The organism is Bifidobacterium sp. wkB338 (assembly GCF_003688325.1).
Lineage (GTDB): Bacteria > Actinomycetota > Actinomycetes > Actinomycetales > Bifidobacteriaceae > Bombiscardovia > Bombiscardovia polysaccharolytica.
In genome coordinates this window covers 26,524-45,936 of sequence record NZ_NPOR01000013.1, presented here as the reverse complement: position 1 = coordinate 45,936, position 19,413 = coordinate 26,524, and the positions used below count along the sequence as shown (strand labels likewise).

At 60.1% G+C, this 19,413-nt stretch carries 13 protein-coding genes; 1 reads left to right on the top strand and 12 read right to left on the bottom strand.

What is annotated here, in order from left to right:
• Positions 1-7: 7 nt before the first annotated feature.
• Positions 8-847 (top strand): alpha/beta hydrolase, encoded by an 840-nt coding sequence (locus tag CI603_RS03260; protein WP_121913029.1) that lies wholly within the window; start codon positions 8-10, stop codon positions 845-847.
• 110 nt (positions 848-957) lie between these two features.
• Here the strand turns inward: CI603_RS03260 and CI603_RS03255 are convergent, their stop codons facing one another.
• From CI603_RS03255 to CI603_RS03200, 12 genes are all read right to left on the bottom strand, one after another.
• Positions 958-2,691 (bottom strand): extracellular solute-binding protein, encoded by a 1,734-nt coding sequence (locus tag CI603_RS03255; protein ID WP_395947964.1) that lies wholly within the window; start codon positions 2,689-2,691, stop codon positions 958-960.
• 185 nt (positions 2,692-2,876) lie between these two features.
• A complete protein-coding gene (locus CI603_RS03250; RefSeq protein ID WP_121913027.1) occupies positions 2,877-3,908 on the bottom strand; it encodes a LacI family DNA-binding transcriptional regulator in 1,032 nt (343 codons plus the stop codon).
• Positions 3,909-3,944: 36 nt separating this feature from the next.
• A complete protein-coding gene (locus CI603_RS03245; RefSeq protein ID WP_121913026.1) occupies positions 3,945-5,984 on the bottom strand; it encodes a beta-galactosidase in 2,040 nt (679 codons plus the stop codon).
• Between the two features lie 88 nt (positions 5,985-6,072).
• Positions 6,073-7,575 (bottom strand): glycoside hydrolase family 43 protein, encoded by a 1,503-nt coding sequence (locus CI603_RS03240; protein WP_121913025.1) that lies wholly within the window; start codon positions 7,573-7,575, stop codon positions 6,073-6,075.
• 14 nt (positions 7,576-7,589) lie between these two features.
• Entirely contained in the window at positions 7,590-8,669 is a 1,080-nt protein-coding gene (locus CI603_RS03235; RefSeq protein ID WP_121913024.1) for a glycoside hydrolase family 5 protein, read from the bottom strand.
• A 237-nt stretch (positions 8,670-8,906) separates the two neighbouring features.
• Positions 8,907-10,934 carry an alpha-xylosidase gene (gene yicI / locus CI603_RS03230; RefSeq protein WP_121913023.1) on the bottom strand — a complete coding sequence of 676 codons (2,028 nt, stop codon included), beginning with the start codon at positions 10,932-10,934 and terminating at the stop codon, positions 8,907-8,909.
• A gap of 76 nt (positions 10,935-11,010) precedes the next feature.
• A complete protein-coding gene (locus CI603_RS03225) occupies positions 11,011-12,534 on the bottom strand; it encodes an alpha-L-fucosidase (RefSeq protein ID WP_121913022.1) in 1,524 nt (507 codons plus the stop codon).
• On the bottom strand, positions 12,521-13,198 hold the full coding sequence (locus CI603_RS03220; RefSeq protein WP_121913021.1) for an SGNH/GDSL hydrolase family protein: 678 nt from the start codon (positions 13,196-13,198) through the stop codon (positions 12,521-12,523). Before CI603_RS03220 ends, CI603_RS03225 begins: the two co-directional genes overlap by 14 nt.
• Before the next feature lie 241 nt (positions 13,199-13,439).
• Entirely contained in the window at positions 13,440-15,191 is a 1,752-nt protein-coding gene (locus tag CI603_RS03215; RefSeq protein ID WP_121913020.1) for an ABC transporter substrate-binding protein, read from the bottom strand.
• Positions 15,192-15,348: 157 nt separating this feature from the next.
• Positions 15,349-17,097, bottom strand: coding sequence for an ABC transporter substrate-binding protein (locus tag CI603_RS03210; RefSeq protein WP_121913019.1), 1,749 nt, complete (start codon positions 17,095-17,097; stop codon positions 15,349-15,351).
• A gap of 363 nt (positions 17,098-17,460) precedes the next feature.
• Positions 17,461-18,402 carry a carbohydrate ABC transporter permease gene (locus tag CI603_RS03205; RefSeq protein WP_232339520.1) on the bottom strand — a complete coding sequence of 314 codons (942 nt, stop codon included), beginning with the start codon at positions 18,400-18,402 and terminating at the stop codon, positions 17,461-17,463.
• 19 nt (positions 18,403-18,421) lie between these two features.
• Positions 18,422-19,393 (bottom strand): sugar ABC transporter permease, encoded by a 972-nt coding sequence (locus CI603_RS03200; protein WP_121913018.1) that lies wholly within the window; start codon positions 19,391-19,393, stop codon positions 18,422-18,424.
• Positions 19,394-19,413: the final 20 nt, after the last annotated feature.

Here is a 19,413-nt window from a genome sequence, read left to right as displayed (position 1 = left end):
AGAGCAGATGCAGTATTTCGAGCAGGAGATTGAGGGGATTGACGGCAGCCGGGCCAAGTTCGTCGGCTACAGCCTGGACAACAGCGAGGAGGTAGTGCCAGACCGGGTCCGCCCATCGGTCCTGGTCATCCCCGGGGGCGGCTATGAGATGACCTCGGACAGGGAGGCCGAACCCATCGCCGTACAGTTCCTGGCGGCTGGCTACAATGCCTTCGTTCTGCGCTATTCCTGCTGGCCCTCCGTGTACCCGACAGCCTTGGTCGAAGCGGCTGAAGCCATGAAGCGCATCCGTGAGCACGCCGACCAGTGGCACGTGGACCCCAAGGCCATCAGCATCATGGGCTTCTCAGCCGGTGGCCACCTGGCGGCCAACCTGGCCACTACCGCCGGAGACCAGGACCTCCGGGCCCACGGCTATGACCCCGACGCCGTCCGCCCCGACGGCCTTATGCTGGGCTATCCGGTCATCACCTCCGGCCCCCTCGCCCACCGAGGGAGCATCGACCACCTCCTTGGCGACAAGAAGGAGGACCCTGAGGCCCTAGAGGCGGTTTCCATCGAAAAGCACATAGACAGCAAGACCCCGCCCGTATTCGTCTGGCACACCATGGAGGATGGCCTGGTCCCTCCGGAGAACACCCTCATGCTGGTAGAAGCGTGCAAGCAGGCTGGCGTCAGCGTGGAAGCCCACCTCTTCCCCCACGGAGGCCACGGTCTGGGCCTGGGGACCGAAGAGACCGCCTGGCAGGGAACCAATGGAATCGAACCCTGCGTACAGATCTGGCCACGTCTCGCATCTGCCTGGATCAAACGGACCTTCAGGGGGCAGGAAGACCCGACCGCCTGACTCCCACTCACACCCCGAGAAGGTGACAAGTCCCTGCCATCCACATTCCCCGGGATTCCGATCCTGCAATCAAGGATCGGAATCCCGGGGCCGCATCAGGCGAACTGGGATCACTTCCGATCGGCATACTGCTTCTCGATTGCCTTGCGCGCCGAGAAGAGACTGTGGGTGTTATCCATGTCCACCTGATAGACTTTCCGGAAGCCCAGCCCGTCCACGTTTTTCACCATGGAGGACCAGACCGAGTCGAACCCTTCGTCATCCTTGGCGAAGACAGCCTGCCAGCAGCCGTTGACCACGGCGGTCTTGACCTGTCCCCGGATGGTCGAGATGACGGAGGACTCCTTGGGTGTGGAATAGCTGGCCCCGGGTATCACGGCCAGCTTCTTCGCTTTCTCCAAATACTCCATCGTGGTTCGGGCACCGCCCATGTGTGCCTGCCAGTCCCTGTCGAGGGCCGTGGTCCGCTTGTCCAGTTCCGAATCCCACATCTGATAGTTGTAGGGGGCTTTGGTGGCAGAATCCAAACCCTTGTTCAGGACCGTGTTGACATTGAGTTGGGAAGCCCCATCTGTATAGCCCCCTCCCCCGTATCCCTCGGGGACGTTTACCTTCTCACCGGCCAGAGCTTTGACACCGAAATCCGTCAGGACCGGTCGCCCCCCCTCTACCTTCCAGGTCAGCTCCTTGAGACCGGCGGCTCCGTTGGTCTGGGAGCCGGAGGCCTGTATGCCTTCCGGCGAATAGAGCCAGTCGATGAATCTAACCAGGCGGGCCTTGTTCTTCGCCTTGGCCCCCACCCCGATGAAGGTGGAGGTTCCGTTTGGCTGCGCCCCCTTGGAGGCGATCTTCATGTCGTCTATAGAGAGCATCATGAACCCCTTCCCCTCCTTCCTGTGGGTCTCGGTGTTGTAGGCCGCCTGCCCCAGCCAGGGCCAGAAGGAGAAGAGAATCTTGCCCTGCTGGTACTTGGCGAACATGGTGTCGTAGTTCTGCGTGGTGGAATCGGGATCGACCAGGCCCATCCTCTGCGCCTTGTTGAAGAACTTCAGAGCCCTCACGTAAACCCCGTCCGGGGCGATTAGGGACTGGGCATCCGACCCATCGGCATTGCTCATCACATACCCGGTCCCCTCGGCATAACCGTAGAAGGCTGGCAACTGGAAGCCGTTTTGCATGGCTTGATCGTCCCAGTCCTTGAAGAGACTCAAAGCGTAGATGTCCTTGCGGCCGGTCTCCTGACGGGCTCTCTCCTGCATCTTCTCCAGAACGGGCAGAAGATCCTCCAGGGTGGCAACCTTGGGGTAACCGACCTCCTTGTAGTAGTCCCATCTGACGAAGGGGCCGAAGGTGGGCTCCACCCCCTCACTGGGCTCTGTGGGCGAGAGGGCCGAGACGGAGATAGGAATTCCCCAGGTGCCGTCCTTGCGGCCGGCATCGGCCCTGAGCTGATCCATGGCCCCCTGGTAAGTCTTAAGGTGTTTGGCATCTTTCACATAAGGGGTCAGGTCGGCCACCAGGCCTGCCTTGACCACCTTCTTGGCCTGACCGCCGTTGGAGCCTATGACCACCAGATCACCCAGGTTGCCAGCAGCAGAACGAGTGTCGAAAAGCGTGTTGCCCCCGCCCGCCACGTTGGGAGCCACGATGTTGAGGGTGATGTTGAACTTGTCCTTTACCAGTTTGGCGAACCAACCCTTTTGCTTACCCTGATAGTTGGCCAGCTGGTCGAAGACCTCCACCGTCATCGGTGATCCGTCGTCAGCCCCCTCGGCCTCCGATCCGCCGCCCGATCCACAGGCCCCCACGCTCATCGCGATTACCAGAGTGGCCAGAACGGCCATCGGCCTGGTCCACATCGTCGACTTCCTCGTCTTTTGACTGTGCATATCTACCTCGCTTCCATCACGAGCCACACGCCATGGCCTCATCACCATGCAAGAACGCACTGATCAGCATAAAGGGGACTAAAGCGTGAGGACGAATCATTTCGATGGATTTCGACAGTCCCCGGATCAGGCTCTGAGCCTTACCCTTTACCAGGCCTGCCCGGGGGCCTGACCGAACCCCGGTCCAGGTAGATTACCGGAATCAACTCCTTGATTCCCTTACCAGGCCTGGGGCGCCTCCCCTCCACCATCTCGACCAGAACATCGACGGCACGGCCGCATGCCGGGTAGGGACGCAGGGGGATTTCGTCCAGAGGCGGGTCCAACACGGCCCCCCTGCCGAAGGAGCCCAACTGGATGACCGACATGGCCGATCCCACCGGTCTGCCTAAAGCAGCTAGGGCCCTGACTAGGTTGAACATACCCATCGTGTCCACCTGTCCTATAACAGCCGAAATCTGCGGATCAGCGGCCAGGGCGCGACTTACCAGGCGGTCCATGGTGTGGGCTCCCTCACCGTCGAGGTACTTCTCCGTGACAACTAGATGAGCATCGACGGCCGACGACCTGACCGCCTTCCTGGTCCGGACCAGGAAATTGACGCCCTCCTCATAGGCATCCGGGTTGGCCCCCAAGAAGAGGATGTGGGTGTGGCCGGCCACGACCATACGGTGGACGGCCAAACGGCCCATCTGTTCGAAGTCCAGATCCACCGCGTAGGCCCCGTCCAGGCTGTCCGGACAACCGAGGGACACCACGGGAACCCGCGAGTAAGCGACCTGTTCCGTGCGAGGATCGTCCACCGTCACATCCATCAGGAGAATCCCGTCCACCTGGCCTGAATCCGCCAGAGCAGCCAGGTCCTCATCCTCCCCCATAAGGGCCAGAACATCGTATCCGCGCAGATGGGAGCGCCGGGCCACCCCAAAGAAAAAAGGCGACCAGTCCCCGTAGACCGTTCCCTCGTCTATGGGTGAGCTCAGGGCGATGATCCCAGTCCCTGCACCCCGGGCTAAACGGCCATGCGACCGAGGTACATAGCCCAGTTCGCGGGCGGCCTGCATGACCCTGGCCCTGGTAGAGGCGCTGACCGACCGTTTCCCGCTGATGGCATAGGATACGGTGCTGATGGAGACGCCGGCTCGCGCGGCCACCTCCTTGATGCCAGCCATGACAGGACCCGGATACTCAAGTTCACTGTTGGCCGGTCAGGCCAGTGCGACCAGAGCCACCCCGTAGGGAGGCAGATGCAGTGGGCCAGACACCCGGCCGCCGGCCAAGAGGTCCTCACCGCCCCTTAGGAGGGGAAGGTCGGTGGTGACTGGCGAGTGGGCCGAGTTGATCACAATGGCATACCGTGTCCCGTCATCCGATTGGCGAATGGAAAGGCTGACGTTCTTGGGAGTATCGACCGCGGGGAGCCCCAGGCTGTCAATGATGGAATCCATGAAGGCATCCATGCCAGCCTCGTCCAAAGGAGTGCCAACGAAGTAGGCCCTCCCCTTGCCGAAATCGTTCACCGTCAGGGCGGGGCTGCCGGCGTAGAAGTCACCACCCCCGTAGGTGGCAAGGGGCTTGGCTCCCTCGCAATGAATCAGGCTGGCCACAATCTGACCAGCAGGCTGGCCGTCAGCAGCTGCCAGACCTTCCACCGGTATGGTTTCATCAGGCGCCAGGGCATCGATCTCCTTGACCCAAACCCCGGTCAGTCCCCTCAGAACACCCGGATACCCGCCTGGAACCACCAGGTCGCGTTCGTCATGGATACCGGCCATATAGCCGGTGACGAAGGTGCCCTCGTCGGACACATAGGACTCCAGGTGGTCTGCCACACCGGGCAATAGGGAGATCAGAGCCGGGGCCAGGATCAGGTCATACTTCTTCAGTGTCTCGACCGGGGACGTGCTGGGTATGAAATCTACAGCCAGGTTGCGGCGGTAAAGGGGACGGTAGAAGCGGTGGATCTCCTGGGGGTAGGAGAAGCCTGCCGTGGGGCCCACGCAACCTTCCAGGGACCAGTAGCTCTGCCAGTCGAACATGATGGCCACCCTGGCCACCACTCGGCTACCCATGAGACAGGCCCCCACCCGATCCAGCTCGGCCCCCAGGGCAGCGGTCTCCTTGAAGACCCGGGATTCCTCACTGCCGCTGTGGTCTATGACAGCCCCGTGGAAGCGCTCACAGCCACCCCGGGACTGTTTCATCTGGAAGAACTGAACCGTGTCGGCCCCATGGGCCACAGCCTGCCAACTGAGTTCGCGGACCTCGCCGGGCCGCTTGACCTTGCAGAAGGGGAACCAGTTCTGCTGGTTGGGCGTCTGCTCCATCAGCATGAAGGGTCGGCCTCCGCCCACCCCCCGCATGAGGTCGTGGGACATTGCGGTGAAGCTGGATGGGGTGTCCATGCCCGGATAGTTGTCCCAGCTGACCAAGTCCATCTCCTGGCCCCACTCGAAGTAGTCCAGGTCCTTGAAAGTCCCCATCAGGTTGGTGGTGATCGGCGTGGAACCGTCGTGACGGCGGATGGCGTCGCGCTCATTGGTGAAGCAGGCCAGCTGTGCCTGCTCCTGGAAGCGGCGGTAATCCATCTGCAGGCCGGAGATCACGCACTTGTTCTCACCGATCCCGTCGCCGTAGGTCACTGGTGGAACCACGTCATCCCAGTCGTAGATTGTGTGGCTCCAGAAGTTGGCACACCAGGCCTGGTTGAGGGCCTGGACCGTGCCGTACTTCTCCTTCAGCCAGACACGGAAGGCCCGTGCACAGCCCTCGCAGTAACACAGGCCGCCACCGCCGCCGTACTCGTTGCCCACATGCCAGGCCACCAGGCCCGGGGTGTCGGCGTAGCGTTCGGCCAGATGGCCCGCCAGAGCCCCGGATGCCTGTCGGAAGTATTCACTGGTGGGGCAGAAGTTATGTCGGCCACCGAAAACGCGATGCCTGCCCTCCTGGTCGGTCCGAATCACCTCTGGGTGGGTCCTGACCATCCAGGCAGGCAGGGCCGCCGTCCCCGTAGCCATGACGATGTTGAACCGGTGCTTGACCAGGAGGGCCACAATCTTATCCAGCATGGAGAAGTCATATCTGTCTTCCGAAGGTTGCAGAAGGGCCCAGGAGAAGACGTTGATGGTGGCCTCGTTGATGTGGGCGTCCTCGAGTTTTTCGATGTCCTGTTCCCAGGTGTCCTCCGGCCACTGTTCCGGATTCCAATCGCCCCCGAACAGGAAGCTGCTGAATGTGGGTTTCATGCTCAATCTCCTTCAGGTCGTCCGACGGGCACCAGATGGCTCCATAGCGGGCGACATCTCTTGTTGTTTTTGCGAATGTATGGATTGCTCAGACCCGGTAGGCCACCGGATCGAAGGTGACCCGTCCGGCTCCATGGGCGTAGACCCCCAGAAGGATTCCGGTGAAGCCGCCGGCGTTGGTGAAGCTGAGGACCTTGCCCGGTGCATGACCCAGATCGTGATCCCCGTCCCGCCCCGAAGCGCGAAAAGCGTAGCCCATCTCGTCCCCCCTGACCTCAAGGCCTATGGGCGCCCCGGCCGGCAGTTCTGCGGACCCCACCAGGCTGACCAGGCCGGCGTTGTGTACCTGGACCTGGACATGTACCAGACCATTGCGCGCAGGTTCCACCGACAGATCCATGTAATGGTCGGCATTGGCGTAGACGGCCAATCCGGCCTGGCCATAAGCCAACTGGGCCGGCTCGGGGAGGGTGGCCTCGAAGGTACAGCGGAAGTCGGTCTGCCGGGTCCCGATCATGGGCGCCCCGTCGTCCAGGCCGAAGTCATGGCCTGCGGCCTCCACAAGTATGCGGGTCGCCGTTGGGTCGCCCGAATCCGCCACGCTAAAACGACCTGCCCTGTCCAAGGAAGGGGCGATCCAGTCAATCTGATCCTCAAGGGCCTCCCCCTTGCCCAGAAGGGGGACATCGTAGGACTGGTCGGCCAGAGTGGGCCATCCATCCTTCCATGCGAACCAGACCGCATAGGACTCCCTACCCAGCCAACCCTGGGCGGGATACTCATGGTTGTTCCGGGTTCCGTGGAAGACCATCAGGGTACGGTCCTCATCGAATCCGGCGCAGTCGCAGTGGCCGATGGCCTGAAGGGTCAGATGGGTGCTCCGGTTGGTGATCAGGGGGTTGCCCGGACACATCTCGTAGGGGCCTGTGGGCGAGGCGGAACGGGCCATGTTCTCCATGTGACCAGCCTCGGTGCCTCCCTCCGCCCACATCAGATAGTAGAGGCCATCCCGCTTGTACATGTGAGGCCCCTCAGGATTTGCCCCGGTGGTCCCTCCGCAGATTCCCTCCCTTTTAGACAGGACGGTTCCCGTGCCCACATCCAGACGGGACAGATAGATACCTGGGACCTCCCTATTACCTTCCTGGTCAACCTGGTCGCTTTCATTGCCGCAGATGTAGACGGTTCCATCGTCATCGAAGAGAAGGGTGGGATCGATACCGGGCCACCCCTTGATCCACAGAGGATCGGACCATCCCTGGTGGGGGTCCGGCGTGGTCATGATCATGGTCCCCTTGTTGACGTTGGTGACGATCAGGTAGAACAGGCCATCATGCCAGCGCAGGGTGGGAGCGTAAATGCCCCCGCTGTTGCCCATGCCCTCGCAGGGGAACTGGGAGGGGCGGTCCATGGCGTTCCCTACCAGGGCCCAATGCTTCCCGTCGCCACTCTCGTATATGGGAAGGCCCGGGAAATACTCGAAAGAGCTGTTGACCAGGAAGTAGCGGCCCGAAGGGGCCCGGCAGATGGTCGGGTCCGGGTGGAATCCTGAGGCGATCCGGAGGGCGGGTTTGCAGTTGAACAGGGTCATCGCGGTACCTCCCCCTACTGGCGGTCCGCCTTGGCCTGGGCGAATAAGGAGGCCATATCGGGGTCGAAGAAGCGGCCGGTGGTCCGGTCCAGGAAACACATCTCCTTTGTGGAGGTATCCCAGAGGACCGGGCAGGATCCATTCTCGCGGCAGCAGTTTAGAACGGTCGATATCCACTTGAGGTTACTGGCGTGGTCCTTCCCGTCCACGGCCTCGGTCAGCAGTCCATACTCTCCGATGATCACGGGGATGCCTGTATCGACAAAGCGACGGCGCTGGGTGGCGAAATCGGCCTCCATTGCCTTGACGTCCGCCTCACTGCCCCACTCCTGCCTGGGTTTGCACCAGGTGGTGTCGTGTGTTGCCAGGGCGAAGTCGGCCGGGGAGTAATAGTGGATGGATACGATCAGCCGGTCCGCCACGCTGTCTTTAGGCAGGTGGTAACGGGAGTCACAGGTCATGGCCGTGTCGGTGTTGTAACCGGGAATCAGCAGGAAGCGGTCGGCGTTGTGCGATCCACTGGCCCTGACCGTGTCAACGAAAATCTGGTTGAGCCTTTCCAAGAGTACATAGGCCTGGTCCCGGTCCATGCCATCGAAGCCAATCTCGTTGCCACCCTCCAGAATGAGGTCCTGCCCGTAATCCTTGAACGTGTCGGCGATCTCACGCCAGAGTCCGGCGAACCGCCTGCAGACCCCATCCGGGTCCTTGTCCGCCTTGCGGATCCAGGGGAGATCACCCTCACCACCATCGTGATGGACATTGACTATCACCTTGAGCCCGGCATCCAGGCTCCAGTCGACGGCCCGGCGGACCGCGTTCATCCAGATGGAGTCCACGTGGCCCTCCCCGTCAATCCACTCCACCCAGGTCACCGGGATGCGGATGGTGTCGAACCCGGCCTGCTTGACCAGGCGGGCGCACTCAGGGGTGAAGGGCTGGTTGAACCAGAGCTTCTCCTGATCCTCCGGGGTCCAGGTCCAACCCTCTTTCACGGCCTTCTCATGCTCCCCTTGGAGGGGAAAAGCATCGAAGGTGTTGCCCAGGTTCCAACCCAGGCCCAACTGTCTGACGAATTCAAGGGCTGTCGCCATGAACCATCCACTTCTTTCTGCCGATAAGGCTGTATCGATAAGGGATGCACCGCCCTGACGGCAGGGTCTTTAATCGGAGGGGAAGCCTACGAGCACATGCATCCATTAGCGTTTTCATTTATGCAATCCAGGTCCTCCCCTGACCTACTGGTCCGGGGAGGACCGCACCGGGCACAGGGGCCGGATGCCGAAAGCGGCACCCGGTCTCGCATGTAGCACGTAGCACTAGGATCTGGCTCACACGTGGAGAGGATCGGTGCCGGGCCTGACCAGGACCGGCAGGGTGTGGTAGTCGTAGGTCTCCTGGAACCAGCGTCCAGGCTCATAGGTCTTCCCGGTCAGCATGTTGGCCCAGGGTCGGCCCGTGCCCTCATCTGGCACATAGAAGCGGGCGGTCCCGTCCTCGTTGAAGATTGGGGCCACCAGGATGTCGTCACCCAACATGTACTGGGTGTCGATGTCCTCGCAGGTCGGGTCACTGGGGAATTCCAAGACCATGGCCCTCATCATGGGCAGGCCCGTCTCATGGGTCTCATGCGACATTTTGATCAGATAGGGCACAAGACGCTGCTTAAGCTTGGCGAACTCACGGGTGACTTCGACGGCCTCATCTCCATAAAGCCAGGGAACCTTATATGCGGTGGACCCATGGTAGCGGGAGTGCGAGGAAAGGAGGCCGAACTGGGTCCAGCGCTTGTAGATGTCGGGGGTGGGCTGGTCCTCGAAGCCTGCGATGTCGTGGCTCCAGTAACCGAATCCGCTCATGCCGAAAGAGAGGCCGGCCCTCAGGCTTTCGGCCATGGAGGGGTAGTTGGAGGTGCAATCCCCACCCCAGTGGACCGGGTAGCACTGACCACCCACCGTCGCGGAGCGGGCGAAGAGAATGGCCTGGTCGGCCCCCTTCACCTCGACCAGGAGGTCATAGACGGCCTTGTTGTATAGGAGGGTGTAATAGTTGTGCATCTTGACCGGGTCGGAACCGTCATAATAGACGACGCCCTCAGTGGGGATGCGCTCGCCGAAGTCGGTCTTGAAGCAGTCCACACCCTGATCCAGCAGGTGCCTGAGCTTGCTCTGGTACCAGGCCGTTGCTTCGGGGTTGGTGAAGTCGACGATGGCCATGCCCGCCTGCCACTTGTCCCACTGCCAGACCTGGCCGTCAGTGCGCTTGATGAAGTACCCCTTCTCGGCCCCTTCCTTGAAGAGCTTGGACTTCTGGGCGATGTAGGGATTGATCCAGGCACAGACCTTGAGACCCTTCTGGTGGAGGCGGGCCAGCATCCCTTCGGGATCCGGGAAGGCGGAGTGTTTCCACTCGAAGTTGCACCATTCCAGGTCGTCCATCCAGCGGCAGTCGAAGTGGAAGACCGACAGGGGAATGTCCCGCTCCGCCATCCCGTCGACAAACTCGTTGACGGTTTTCTCGTCATAGTCGGTGGTGAAGGAGGTCGACAACCACAAACCGAAGCTCCAGTCGGGGACCAGAGGGGGCTTGCCGGTCAGATCGGTGTAGGTGTTCAGCACCCCTTTAAGGTCCTGGCCGCCGATCACCGAGTATGTCAGCTCCTGGCCGGGGACGGAGAACTGGACCTTGGAGACCTCATCGGAACCGATCTCGAACTCCACCTTATCAGTGGAATCCACGAAGACCCCATACCCCCGATTGCTCATATAGAAGGGGACGTTCTTGTAGGCCTGGGCCGTGCCTGTGCCGCCATCCTGATTCCAGATGGTGACCGTTTGCCCATTCTTGACGAAGTTGGTGAAACGCTCGCCCAGACCGTAGATCTTCTCTCCCACGCCCAGATTGAGGGACTCGACCACGTGTGGCCTGCCATTGTCATCGGTCACTAGGGCCTTGCCCCTCCACGCCGACTTGGTCAACGGACGGCCCTCATACTCGTACTCGAAGTCGATGGCGTCACCCTTGGCGATCTTCAAGACCAGCCTGCCACTGGTGAAGGTCCATCCCTTCTCACTCTCCTCAATCTTCACCGGGGGATCGGTCCGGTTCAGTGTGAACCGGGGGTCATGGCTGTGATCCTGCCTGTAGTTGATGATCCGGGTGGTGATGATGTCGGGACGGGGAGAGGTGACCTCGATGGTGAGCAGTCCTCCGTCCAGGGTCATGCCAGGATTCCTGATCACCTGGAAGGGGGCGTAGAGGGTCAGCTTCCTCTCTTCGACGTCGGCGCTGTAGATGTTGGCCGCATATTTGACGTCGAAACCGTCTCGCACCAGCCACTCTCCGTTGAGAAACTTCATGTTTTCCTAACTTTCCTTGTTGTTGTCGGTCACTATGTCCTAGAGCTGGTGACAGAAATCATGCAGAATCCGAATCTCACTCCACATCGATCCGGATGCCCAAGGGCAGACCTGCGACCGTGGTCGCGACGGGGTCCTTGAGGCCTTGAACCGCCAGTCCCTGGTCCGTCAGCTGGTAGTTGACTGGTCCTGCACCCAACTGGCTAACCTGGCGGACAATCCCCTGAAAGACCGACCCCTCCTTGCCGCGTGGGGCGAAGGCCTTAATCAGGGCCCGTCCGTCTGCTGCAGGCTTGAGCTGGTAGGCGTAAATAGCGCCTGATGCCGAGGTGAACCGGAAATCCTCGGAGGTGAAGACGGCCTCGGTCTGGTCCGCGAAGGACCCCTCTGCCGGGTGGGTGGGACCCTCCTGAGCGATCCACCAGGGGCGGGATCCATAGATTCCTTCCCCGTTCACATCCATCCAACGACCGATGGATTCCAACATCTCCTCCTCCTCGGGGTCGATGGACCCGTCGGCGCAAGGACCAATGTTGAGCATGAGATTGCCGTTCTTGCTGACCGCGTCGAGGAGGGCGGCCAGAATTTCAGCCACCGACTTGTGATCCAACGTGGTCGTGTGACACCAGGAGTTGCGGGCGATGGCAGTGTCCGTCTGCCAGACGAAGGGGGTGGGGTTGGCGAAGCCGCCGCGCTCCACATCTACGATGCCCGAACCCCAGGCCATGCCGTCCATCTTGTAACAGATGGCGGTCGGGGCCCCCCACTCGACGGACCGGTCATAGTAGTAAGCGGCAAGGCGCTGCAAATAGGGCTTGAACGCCTCATGCTGAACCCACCAGTCGAAATAGAGGAGTTCGGGCCGATAGGCGTCGATCACCTCGCAGACCCGAAGGAGCCAATCGTCCAGGTACTCCTTGGTGGGATAGGGCTTGCTGAAGAGGTCCTGATTGTCAGGCTCGGGCATGGCGGGCCAGTAGAAGTCGCCCTTCTTCATGGGCTGATGCACGTCGCTGTCGAACTCCTGCCCGTGGCCCATGAACCACCAGTGCTCAGCCCGGTGGTCGGACAGGGCGAAATGAAGGCCCTGATCCAGAGTGGCCCGCCGCAGCTCGCCGATAAGATCGCGATGGGGCCCCTTGTCGAAGGCGTTCCATTCCGACAGATCGCTGCGGTACATCTGGAATCCATCGTGGTGCTCGGCCACGGGCATGTAGTAGCGAGCGCCAGCCCGGCGGAAGAGGTCCAGCCACTGGTCAGGGTCGAAACGCTCTGCCTTGAACATGGGGATGAAGTCCTTGTAACCGAACTCCTTCTGAGGTCCGTAGGTCTTCACATGGTGGTCGAACTCCGGGCACCCCTTGATATACATGTTGCGCGAGTACCACTCGTTATTGAAGGCGGGCACGCTGTATAGGCCCCAGTGGGTGAAGATGCCGAACTTGGCATCGGCGAACCAGGTGGGAGGTTCCATAGTGCACAGGGAGGCCCAATCGGCCTTGAAGGCGCCACGGCTGATCTCGTCATCCACCCGCGAAAGATTGTCGGCCCCGACTACGTCTTCACGCAGGGGGCGGGGCTCCTGTTCACTTTTCGTCATCGAATGTGGTCCTTTCCCAGTCAAAGCCGACGGCCTGGAGCCAGGTCCTAGCCACCAGCATATGCCCCTCGATCCCGGGGTGGCAACGGTCCATGCTGAGTATGTAGCTACTCTGTTTCTCGAGGAAGTGGTCCATGGCAGCCTGGACGTCCACGTAGGTGGCCCCATGCCGGTCCGCCACCTGCCTTGCCACCTCGGCATAACGGTCGACCATGGCCCTCATCGGATCATCCCTGTTGGGCTCCATCATGAAGGGACTCATGACAATCAGGCCCTTGACACGGGGCTCGGTCCTGCACATCAGATTCTCGTAGGTCTGTTCGAATTCATCCAGGGAGACCAGGTCCGCCTGACGGAAGGGGCCATCAAAGTGACGCCAGACATCGTTGATTCCTATCATGACGGAGACGTAGTCGGGCTTCATGTCGAGCACATCCCTGTCCCACCGGGCCGCCATCAACTTGATGTCGTCTCCGCTGACTCCCTCGTTCATGATCATGAGTTCCCGGTCGGGGTAGACAGCGGTAAGAAGGGCATGGACCAGGTTGACATAGCCATCGCCGAAAGAGCCCCAACCGGCGGGAACGGCCTTGTAATCACGGTTGACATCAGTGACCGAGTCTCCACAGAAGACAATCCTTGAATTCTTTTCAAATGGGAGCATACAGCTCTCGCACCTCGTTTTCCTTCTCTGTCTTTTTCTGTCATTCGCGGCACGGCCCCTGATTGGGACCGAGGCTGCTTCATCACCGATGACTGTGGAACCATCCGCTGTGCCATCGGCATGGCAAGGGGAGCGCGGCAGAGGGTGGCTGACCACCCGCCCGACTAACGCTCCCCACCGGTACATGTCTGACGGCGGGCAGGGTCGCCAGAGCTCCCCTGCCTCACCGTCCGGCGCGGAATCAGTTGCTTTCCGACTTCTCGCGATTGGCGAACTGCTTCTTGATGTTGACACGTGCCGTGTTCTGGTCCTTGGCATTCTTCATGTCCACATCCAGTACCTGCTTGAAGCCCAGTCCGTCGACCTTGGAACGCATCTCGTCCATTAGGCTGTTGAACTCGTTGTCGTCCTTGGCGAAGACTGCCTTCCAGGAGGTGTTGACGATCTCGGTCTTCACCTGTCCGCGCAGGGTAGAGATCTGGGAGGACTCATCGGGCTGGATGAAGCTGGAGCCGGGGGCGATCATGAGCTTGTTCGCCTTCTCCAGATACTGCATGGAGGTCTTGGCCCCGTCCATGTGCTCGGACCAATCCTTGTCCAGGGCCGAGTTGCTGAACTGGTCGATGGTGGACTTCCACATGCTGGAGTCATATGGCTCCTTGGTATCAGGATCGATGTCAGTGGCCAGCTCAGTGGTGAAGTTCAGGGCAGATACACCGTCGGCGTAAGAGCCGCCGCCGAACTGGGCGGGGACCTTGGAGGACTTGTCGCTCTGAAGCTTCTTGCCGAAGTCGGTCAGCTCGGGCTTGCCGTCCTTGATGTCGAAGTTCATGCCCTTGACATTGCCAGCCATGGCATAGACGCCCTCTTTGGAATAGAGCCAGTCGATGAAGTTCACCAAGCGTTGCTTGTTCTTGGCCTTGGACCCGACAGCGATAATGGCGGCGCCGCCATTGGGGGTGGCTCCGTAGGAGAAGATCTTCATGTCACCCATGGGGGCCAGCATATAGCCCTTGCTTTGGGCCTTATTTTCCGTGGTGTTGTAAGCGGCAGGACCAAGATAGCTCCAGAAGGAGAAGAGGATCTTGCCCTGCTTGTACTTGTTCGACATGGTGTCGTAGTTCTGGGTGGAGGACTCGGGGTCGACCAAGCCCATCTGGTTGGCCTTGTTGAAGAACTGGAGGGCCTTCTCGTACATCCCGCCTTTCTGAGTGACCGACTGGTAGTCAGAACCATCGGCCTTGGCCAGAACGAAGCCCATCTCGTCGTAACCGAAGTAGGTTGTGGGCTGCTTGGCGTTGTTCATCATGTTGCCGTCCCAGTCCTTGAAGAGGGAGAAGGCATAGACATTCTTGTCGCCGGTATCTGCCCGGGCCTTGTCCTGCATCTGCTTGAGGATCTGCAGGAAGTCATCCAGGTTGTTGAACTTGGGGTAGCCAATCTCACGGTAGTAGTCCCAGCGGATGTAAGGGCCGAAAACAGGCTCGTTACCTTCGGAGGGATCGGTCGGGCTCTTGGTGGAGACGCTCTGCGGCACCCCCCAGACCCCGCTGCTCTGCCCAGCCAGTTTGTTGAGGGCATCGGTGGCGGACTTGTACTTTTTGATGTTCTTCGCATTCTTCAGGTACGGTGTCATGTCATCGATCAGGTGGGCCTTGATCAACTTGGTCAGTCTGCCGTTGCCAGCTCCGGTGATGACCAGATCGCCCAGGTTCCCGGCTGCCGAACGGGTATCGAAGAGAGTGCTGCCACCACCGGCCACATTGGGCGAGATCATGTTCAACTTGAGGTTGAACTTGTCCTTGACCATCTTGGCGAACCAGCCCTTCTGGATGCCCTGGTAGTTGGCCAGGTCGTCATAGACGTCCACCTTCATCAAGGAGCCGTCATCCTTCTCGTTGGCCGAGTTGTCTCCTCCGCCGCCACAGCCGGCCAAGGCCAGCGAGGCTGACAGCACCGCTGCCATCACCACTGCGAGTTTACTCTTCTTCATGGTTTCCTTGTTACCTTTCTCTGCAATAGTCTGATTTTCAGACTCCCTTGGTCGGCTCGTGCCGGTCGCTCGACACAGGCCCAGCAAGGTGGTCAAGACTTCATGTGAGGCCCGAACCCCCAGGGCTCCCGACGGGACCGGACGCTCATACTCTGCTTCACTTCTTGTCTTCGAACTGCTTCTTGATGTTTACCCGGGCCGTGTTCTGGTCCTTGGCGTCCTTCATGTCCACATCGAGAACCTGCTTGTAGCCCATCCCGTCAACCTTGGAGCGCATCTCATCGAGGAGGGCATTGAACTCGTTGTCATCCTTGGCGAAGGAGGCCTTCCAGGAGGCGTTGACGATCTCGGTCTTCACCTGGCCGCGGAGGGTCTTGATCTGGGAGGACTCGTCCGGGGTCACGTAGCTGGAACCGGGGGCCACCATGATCTTGTCGTTCTTCTTCAGATATTCCATGGTGGTCTTGGCCCCGCCCATGTGGGCAGACCAGTCAGTGCTCAGCGCGTCCGTATTTTTGGCCAGCTGCGAGGGCCACATACTGGCGTTGTAGGGGTAGCCCGTGGAGGGATCCTTGTCCTGGACAATCACAGTCGGGTAGTTCAAGGCCGAAACCCCGTCCTTATAGGTGCCGCCACCCCAATCGGCCGGCACGTTGGCACCGTTGCCGAAGAGGACCTTCTCGCCGAAATCCGTCAGAACCGGCTTGCCGTCCTTGACCGTCCAGTTCAGGTTCTTAGGACCAGCGGATCCGCCGGTTTGGGCACCGGAGGCGTAAACCCCCTCAGGTGAGTAAAGCCAGTCGATGAAGTTGACCAGGCGTTGCTTGTTCTTGGCCTTGGAACCCAGAGCGATGAAGGTGCTGCCCCCGTCAGGCGTGGCGCCATAGGAGAAGATCTTCATATCCTCCAGGGGGGCGATCATGAAGCCTTTGCCCTGGGCTTTGTTGTCCGTGGTGTTGTAAGCGGCCTGCCCCAGCCATGGCCAGAAGGAGAAGAGGATCTTGCCCTGCTGGTACTTGGCATACATGGTGTCGTAGTTCTGGGTGGTCGACTCGGGGTCAACCAGGCCAGCCTGTGATGCCTTGTTGAAGAACTGGAGGGCCTTCTCGTACATCCCGCCCTTCTGGGTGACCGACTGGTAGTCAGAGCCGTCGGCCTTGGCCAGAACGAAGCCCATCTCGTCGTAACCGTAGTAGCAGGTGGGCTGTTTGGCGTTGTTCATCATGTTGCCGTCCCAGTCCTTGAAGAGGGACATGGCGTAGATGCTCTTGTCGCCGGTATCTGCCCTGGCCTTGTCCTGCATCTGCTTGAGGACATTGACCAGGTCATCCATGTCGGCGATCCTGGGATAGCCTACCTCCTTGTAGATGTCCCACCGCACGTAGGGGCCGAAGGTGGGCTCCAGCCCCTCGGAGGGCTCCGTGGGCGGCAGAGAAGTGACCGACCCGGGCACCCCCCAGACCCCGCTTGTCTGTCCGGCCACCTTGTTGAAGGCGTCGGTGGCGGATTTGTACTTCTTGATGTTCTTCGCATTCTTCATGTACGGTGTCATGTCCTCGATCAGGTGGGACTTGACCAGCTTGGCCGCCTGGCCGGAGCCGGAGCCGGTGATAATGATGTCACCCAGGTTCCCGGCTGCTGAACGGGTGTCGAAGAGGGTGCTGCCCCCGCCCGCCACATTGGGGGCCACGATGTTCAACTTGAGGTTGAACTTGTCCTTGACCATCTTGGCGAACCAGCCCTTCTGGATGCCCTGGTAGTTGGCCAGACCATCGAAGACATCCACCTGCATGAGCGACCCGTCGTCCTTCTCGTTGGCGGAATTGTCTCCGCCGCCACAGCCCGCCAGGGCCATGGACACGGTTATGACAGCGGCAGCCACCGCCGTCAGCTTCTTGGCTTGCATTGTTTCCCCTTTCCAGACACCGTCCGGCTCCTGGGCCCGTCCTGTCACCTTCGGCAAGTCGGCGGGCTGCAGGTCATCAGGAGGGTTCTGACTTCCGCTTACATCCCTATGTCTCTTAGATTGTCTCAACGGCCTGCGTGGTCCCCCTCAGTCCATGCTCCCGGCCCCCAGGCCCCTGCCCACCGCCGACGACTCCGTGAGCGGTGATGGTCAACCCCGTGGTTGATCTCCTTCGGACCGGCGGGGCCATTGCCGGCCTTGCATCTCTCATCGATTTGTCCTCCTTGATGAATCGACATGAACGCTTCCTGGCCGCCGCGTGGGATCAGGCCCGCACGGCGGCTAGGTTGCACCTCCTCTCGATCAGCCCTTGACGGCGCCGAGCATCATGCCCTTGACGAAGTAGCGCTGGAAGAGCGGGTAGATAAAGAGGATGGGCAGCACCACGATCACGGCAACAGTCATGCGAATTGAGGTCGGGGTCTGCTGGGTGGCCAGGGCCGCCATATTCAGGGCGCCGCCCGCGCTGGCCTTGACTGCACTGGCCAAGGAGCTTGCCTGGTTGATGTACTGATAGAGCAGATACTGCAGAGAGTAGAGCTTTGAATCAGTCATGTAGATCAAGGTGTCCTGGAAGGAGTTCCACTGCCCCACGGCCGAGAAGATGGCCACCGTGGCCAGGATCGGCGTGCACATGGGCAGGACGATCTTGAAGAAGACCGTCAGTGTGCCGGCGCCGTCCACCTCGGCCGCCTCCTGGAGAGACTTGGGGATGGACTCGATGTAGGTCTTCACCAGAATAATGTTGAAGGGCTGCACGATGGCCGGCAGGATGTACACCCAGAAGTTATTGGTCAGACCCAGATTCTTCATCGTGATGAACATAGGGATCAGACCAGCATTGAAGTACATGGTCACGATGATGAAGCGGTACCAGAGCTTGCGATGCCACATTCCCTCCTGAGTGAAGAGGAAGCCCAGGAAGGCGCTGGCCAGTACGGTCAGGGCGGCACCGATCACGGTACGTCCCAGGGAGACCATGGCTGCCGTGCCCAGGCCCTCCAGCTTGAAGACCTCCACATAGTTGCTCCAGTGGATTCCCTTTGGCAGAATCGTGATCTTGCCGGCGGCACTCAGGGTGTTGTCGGAGATGCTGTTGATGATCAGATAGTAGAAAGGATATGTACAGATAAAGGCGAAGAGGATGAAGAAGACGATGTTGAAGACATTGAACACCTTCTCGCCCTTGGTCCGCTGCAGGAGGGGAGAAACGCCCTTCGATTCGATTGCCATGCTGTCGCTCATGATTGTTTTCCCCTCACGCTCAGATGATTGACTCGCCACGGGTCCGCTTGGAGGCCCAATTGACCAGGAACAAAAGGACCACACTGACCAGGGATTTCAGCATGGATATGGCCGTCGCAAGAGAGAGGCTGTTCTGACCCATGCCCACGTTGTAGACGTAGAGGTCAAGCACCTGGATGTGCTTGAGGTTGAAGGCGTTCTGGAAGACGAAGTACTGATCCATCCCGTTGTTCAGGAAGTTGGAGACGCTCAGCATCAGCATGACCAGGTATGTGGGCATGAGCTGCGGAATCGTAACGTGTATGATCTGCTGGAATCGGTTGGCCCCATCCACCTGGGCGGCCTCGTAGAGTTCGGGGTCGATGCCGGATATGCCGGCCAGGTAGAGGATGGACCCCCAGCCCAGACCCTTCCACAGGCTCCACAGGAGCATCTTGATGTAGGTCCAGTTATCGGAATCCAGGAAGTGGATAGGCTGTGAAATCAGGTGGATGTTCTGCAGGAGCTCATTGACCATGCCAGTGGAGGAGAACATGGCGAATGCCACGGCGTAGACCAGGACCCAGCTGATGAAGTTGGGCAGGGTAGTCAGGGTCTGGATGACGTTCTTGAAGTGCTTGCTGCGAATCTCATTGAGGCCGATGGCAAAGAACAGCGGGAAGAATGAGGTCAGAATGCCCAGGCCGCTCATCACGAAAGTGTTGATCAGGACCTGGACGACCGTATGCAGCTGGGCCGGATTCTGGATCATCATCTTGAACCACTGGAAGCCGACGAATTGGCTCTCCGAAAGGGGAATGGGTGGCTGATAGTCATAGAAGGCATATACCCATCCGAGCAGTGGATAGTAACTGAAGAGGATGACCAGTATCAGAAAGGGGACGGTCAAGAGGAAGAGGTTGATGCTGTGTCTCTTCTTGCCGCTTATGCCCCCTTGGCGTTTAGTCTTACCCCGCCGGGTGGCGTTCAACGGAATGTCGCCAGTTGACATCCTGCCCTCCTGTCTTTCCT

Bases quoted from the DNA above. Each gene is read 5' to 3' on its own strand.
- CI603_RS03260 (WP_121913029.1), top strand. From the start codon at position 8: ATGCAGTATTTCGAGCAGGAGATTGAGGGGATTGACGGCAGCCGGGCC.
- CI603_RS03255 (WP_395947964.1), bottom strand. From the start codon at position 2,691: ATGGCCGTTCTGGCCACTCTGGTAATCGCGATGAGCGTGGGGGCCTGT.
- CI603_RS03250 (WP_121913027.1), bottom strand. From the start codon at position 3,908: ATGGCTGGCATCAAGGAGGTGGCCGCGCGAGCCGGCGTCTCCATCAGC.
- CI603_RS03245 (WP_121913026.1), bottom strand. From the start codon at position 5,984: ATGAAACCCACATTCAGCAGCTTCCTGTTCGGGGGCGATTGGAATCCG.
- CI603_RS03240 (WP_121913025.1), bottom strand. From the start codon at position 7,575: ATGACCCTGTTCAACTGCAAACCCGCCCTCCGGATCGCCTCAGGATTC.
- CI603_RS03235 (WP_121913024.1), bottom strand. From the start codon at position 8,669: ATGGCGACAGCCCTTGAATTCGTCAGACAGTTGGGCCTGGGTTGGAAC.
- yicI (WP_121913023.1), bottom strand. From the start codon at position 10,934: ATGAAGTTTCTCAACGGAGAGTGGCTGGTGCGAGACGGTTTCGACGTC.
- CI603_RS03225 (WP_121913022.1), bottom strand. From the start codon at position 12,534: ATGACGAAAAGTGAACAGGAGCCCCGCCCCCTGCGTGAAGACGTAGTC.
- CI603_RS03220 (WP_121913021.1), bottom strand. From the start codon at position 13,198: ATGCTCCCATTTGAAAAGAATTCAAGGATTGTCTTCTGTGGAGACTCG.
- CI603_RS03215 (WP_121913020.1), bottom strand. From the start codon at position 15,191: ATGAAGAAGAGTAAACTCGCAGTGGTGATGGCAGCGGTGCTGTCAGCC.
- CI603_RS03210 (WP_121913019.1), bottom strand. From the start codon at position 17,097: ATGCAAGCCAAGAAGCTGACGGCGGTGGCTGCCGCTGTCATAACCGTG.
- CI603_RS03205 (WP_232339520.1), bottom strand. From the start codon at position 18,402: ATGAGCGACAGCATGGCAATCGAATCGAAGGGCGTTTCTCCCCTCCTG.
- CI603_RS03200 (WP_121913018.1), bottom strand. From the start codon at position 19,393: ATGTCAACTGGCGACATTCCGTTGAACGCCACCCGGCGGGGTAAGACT.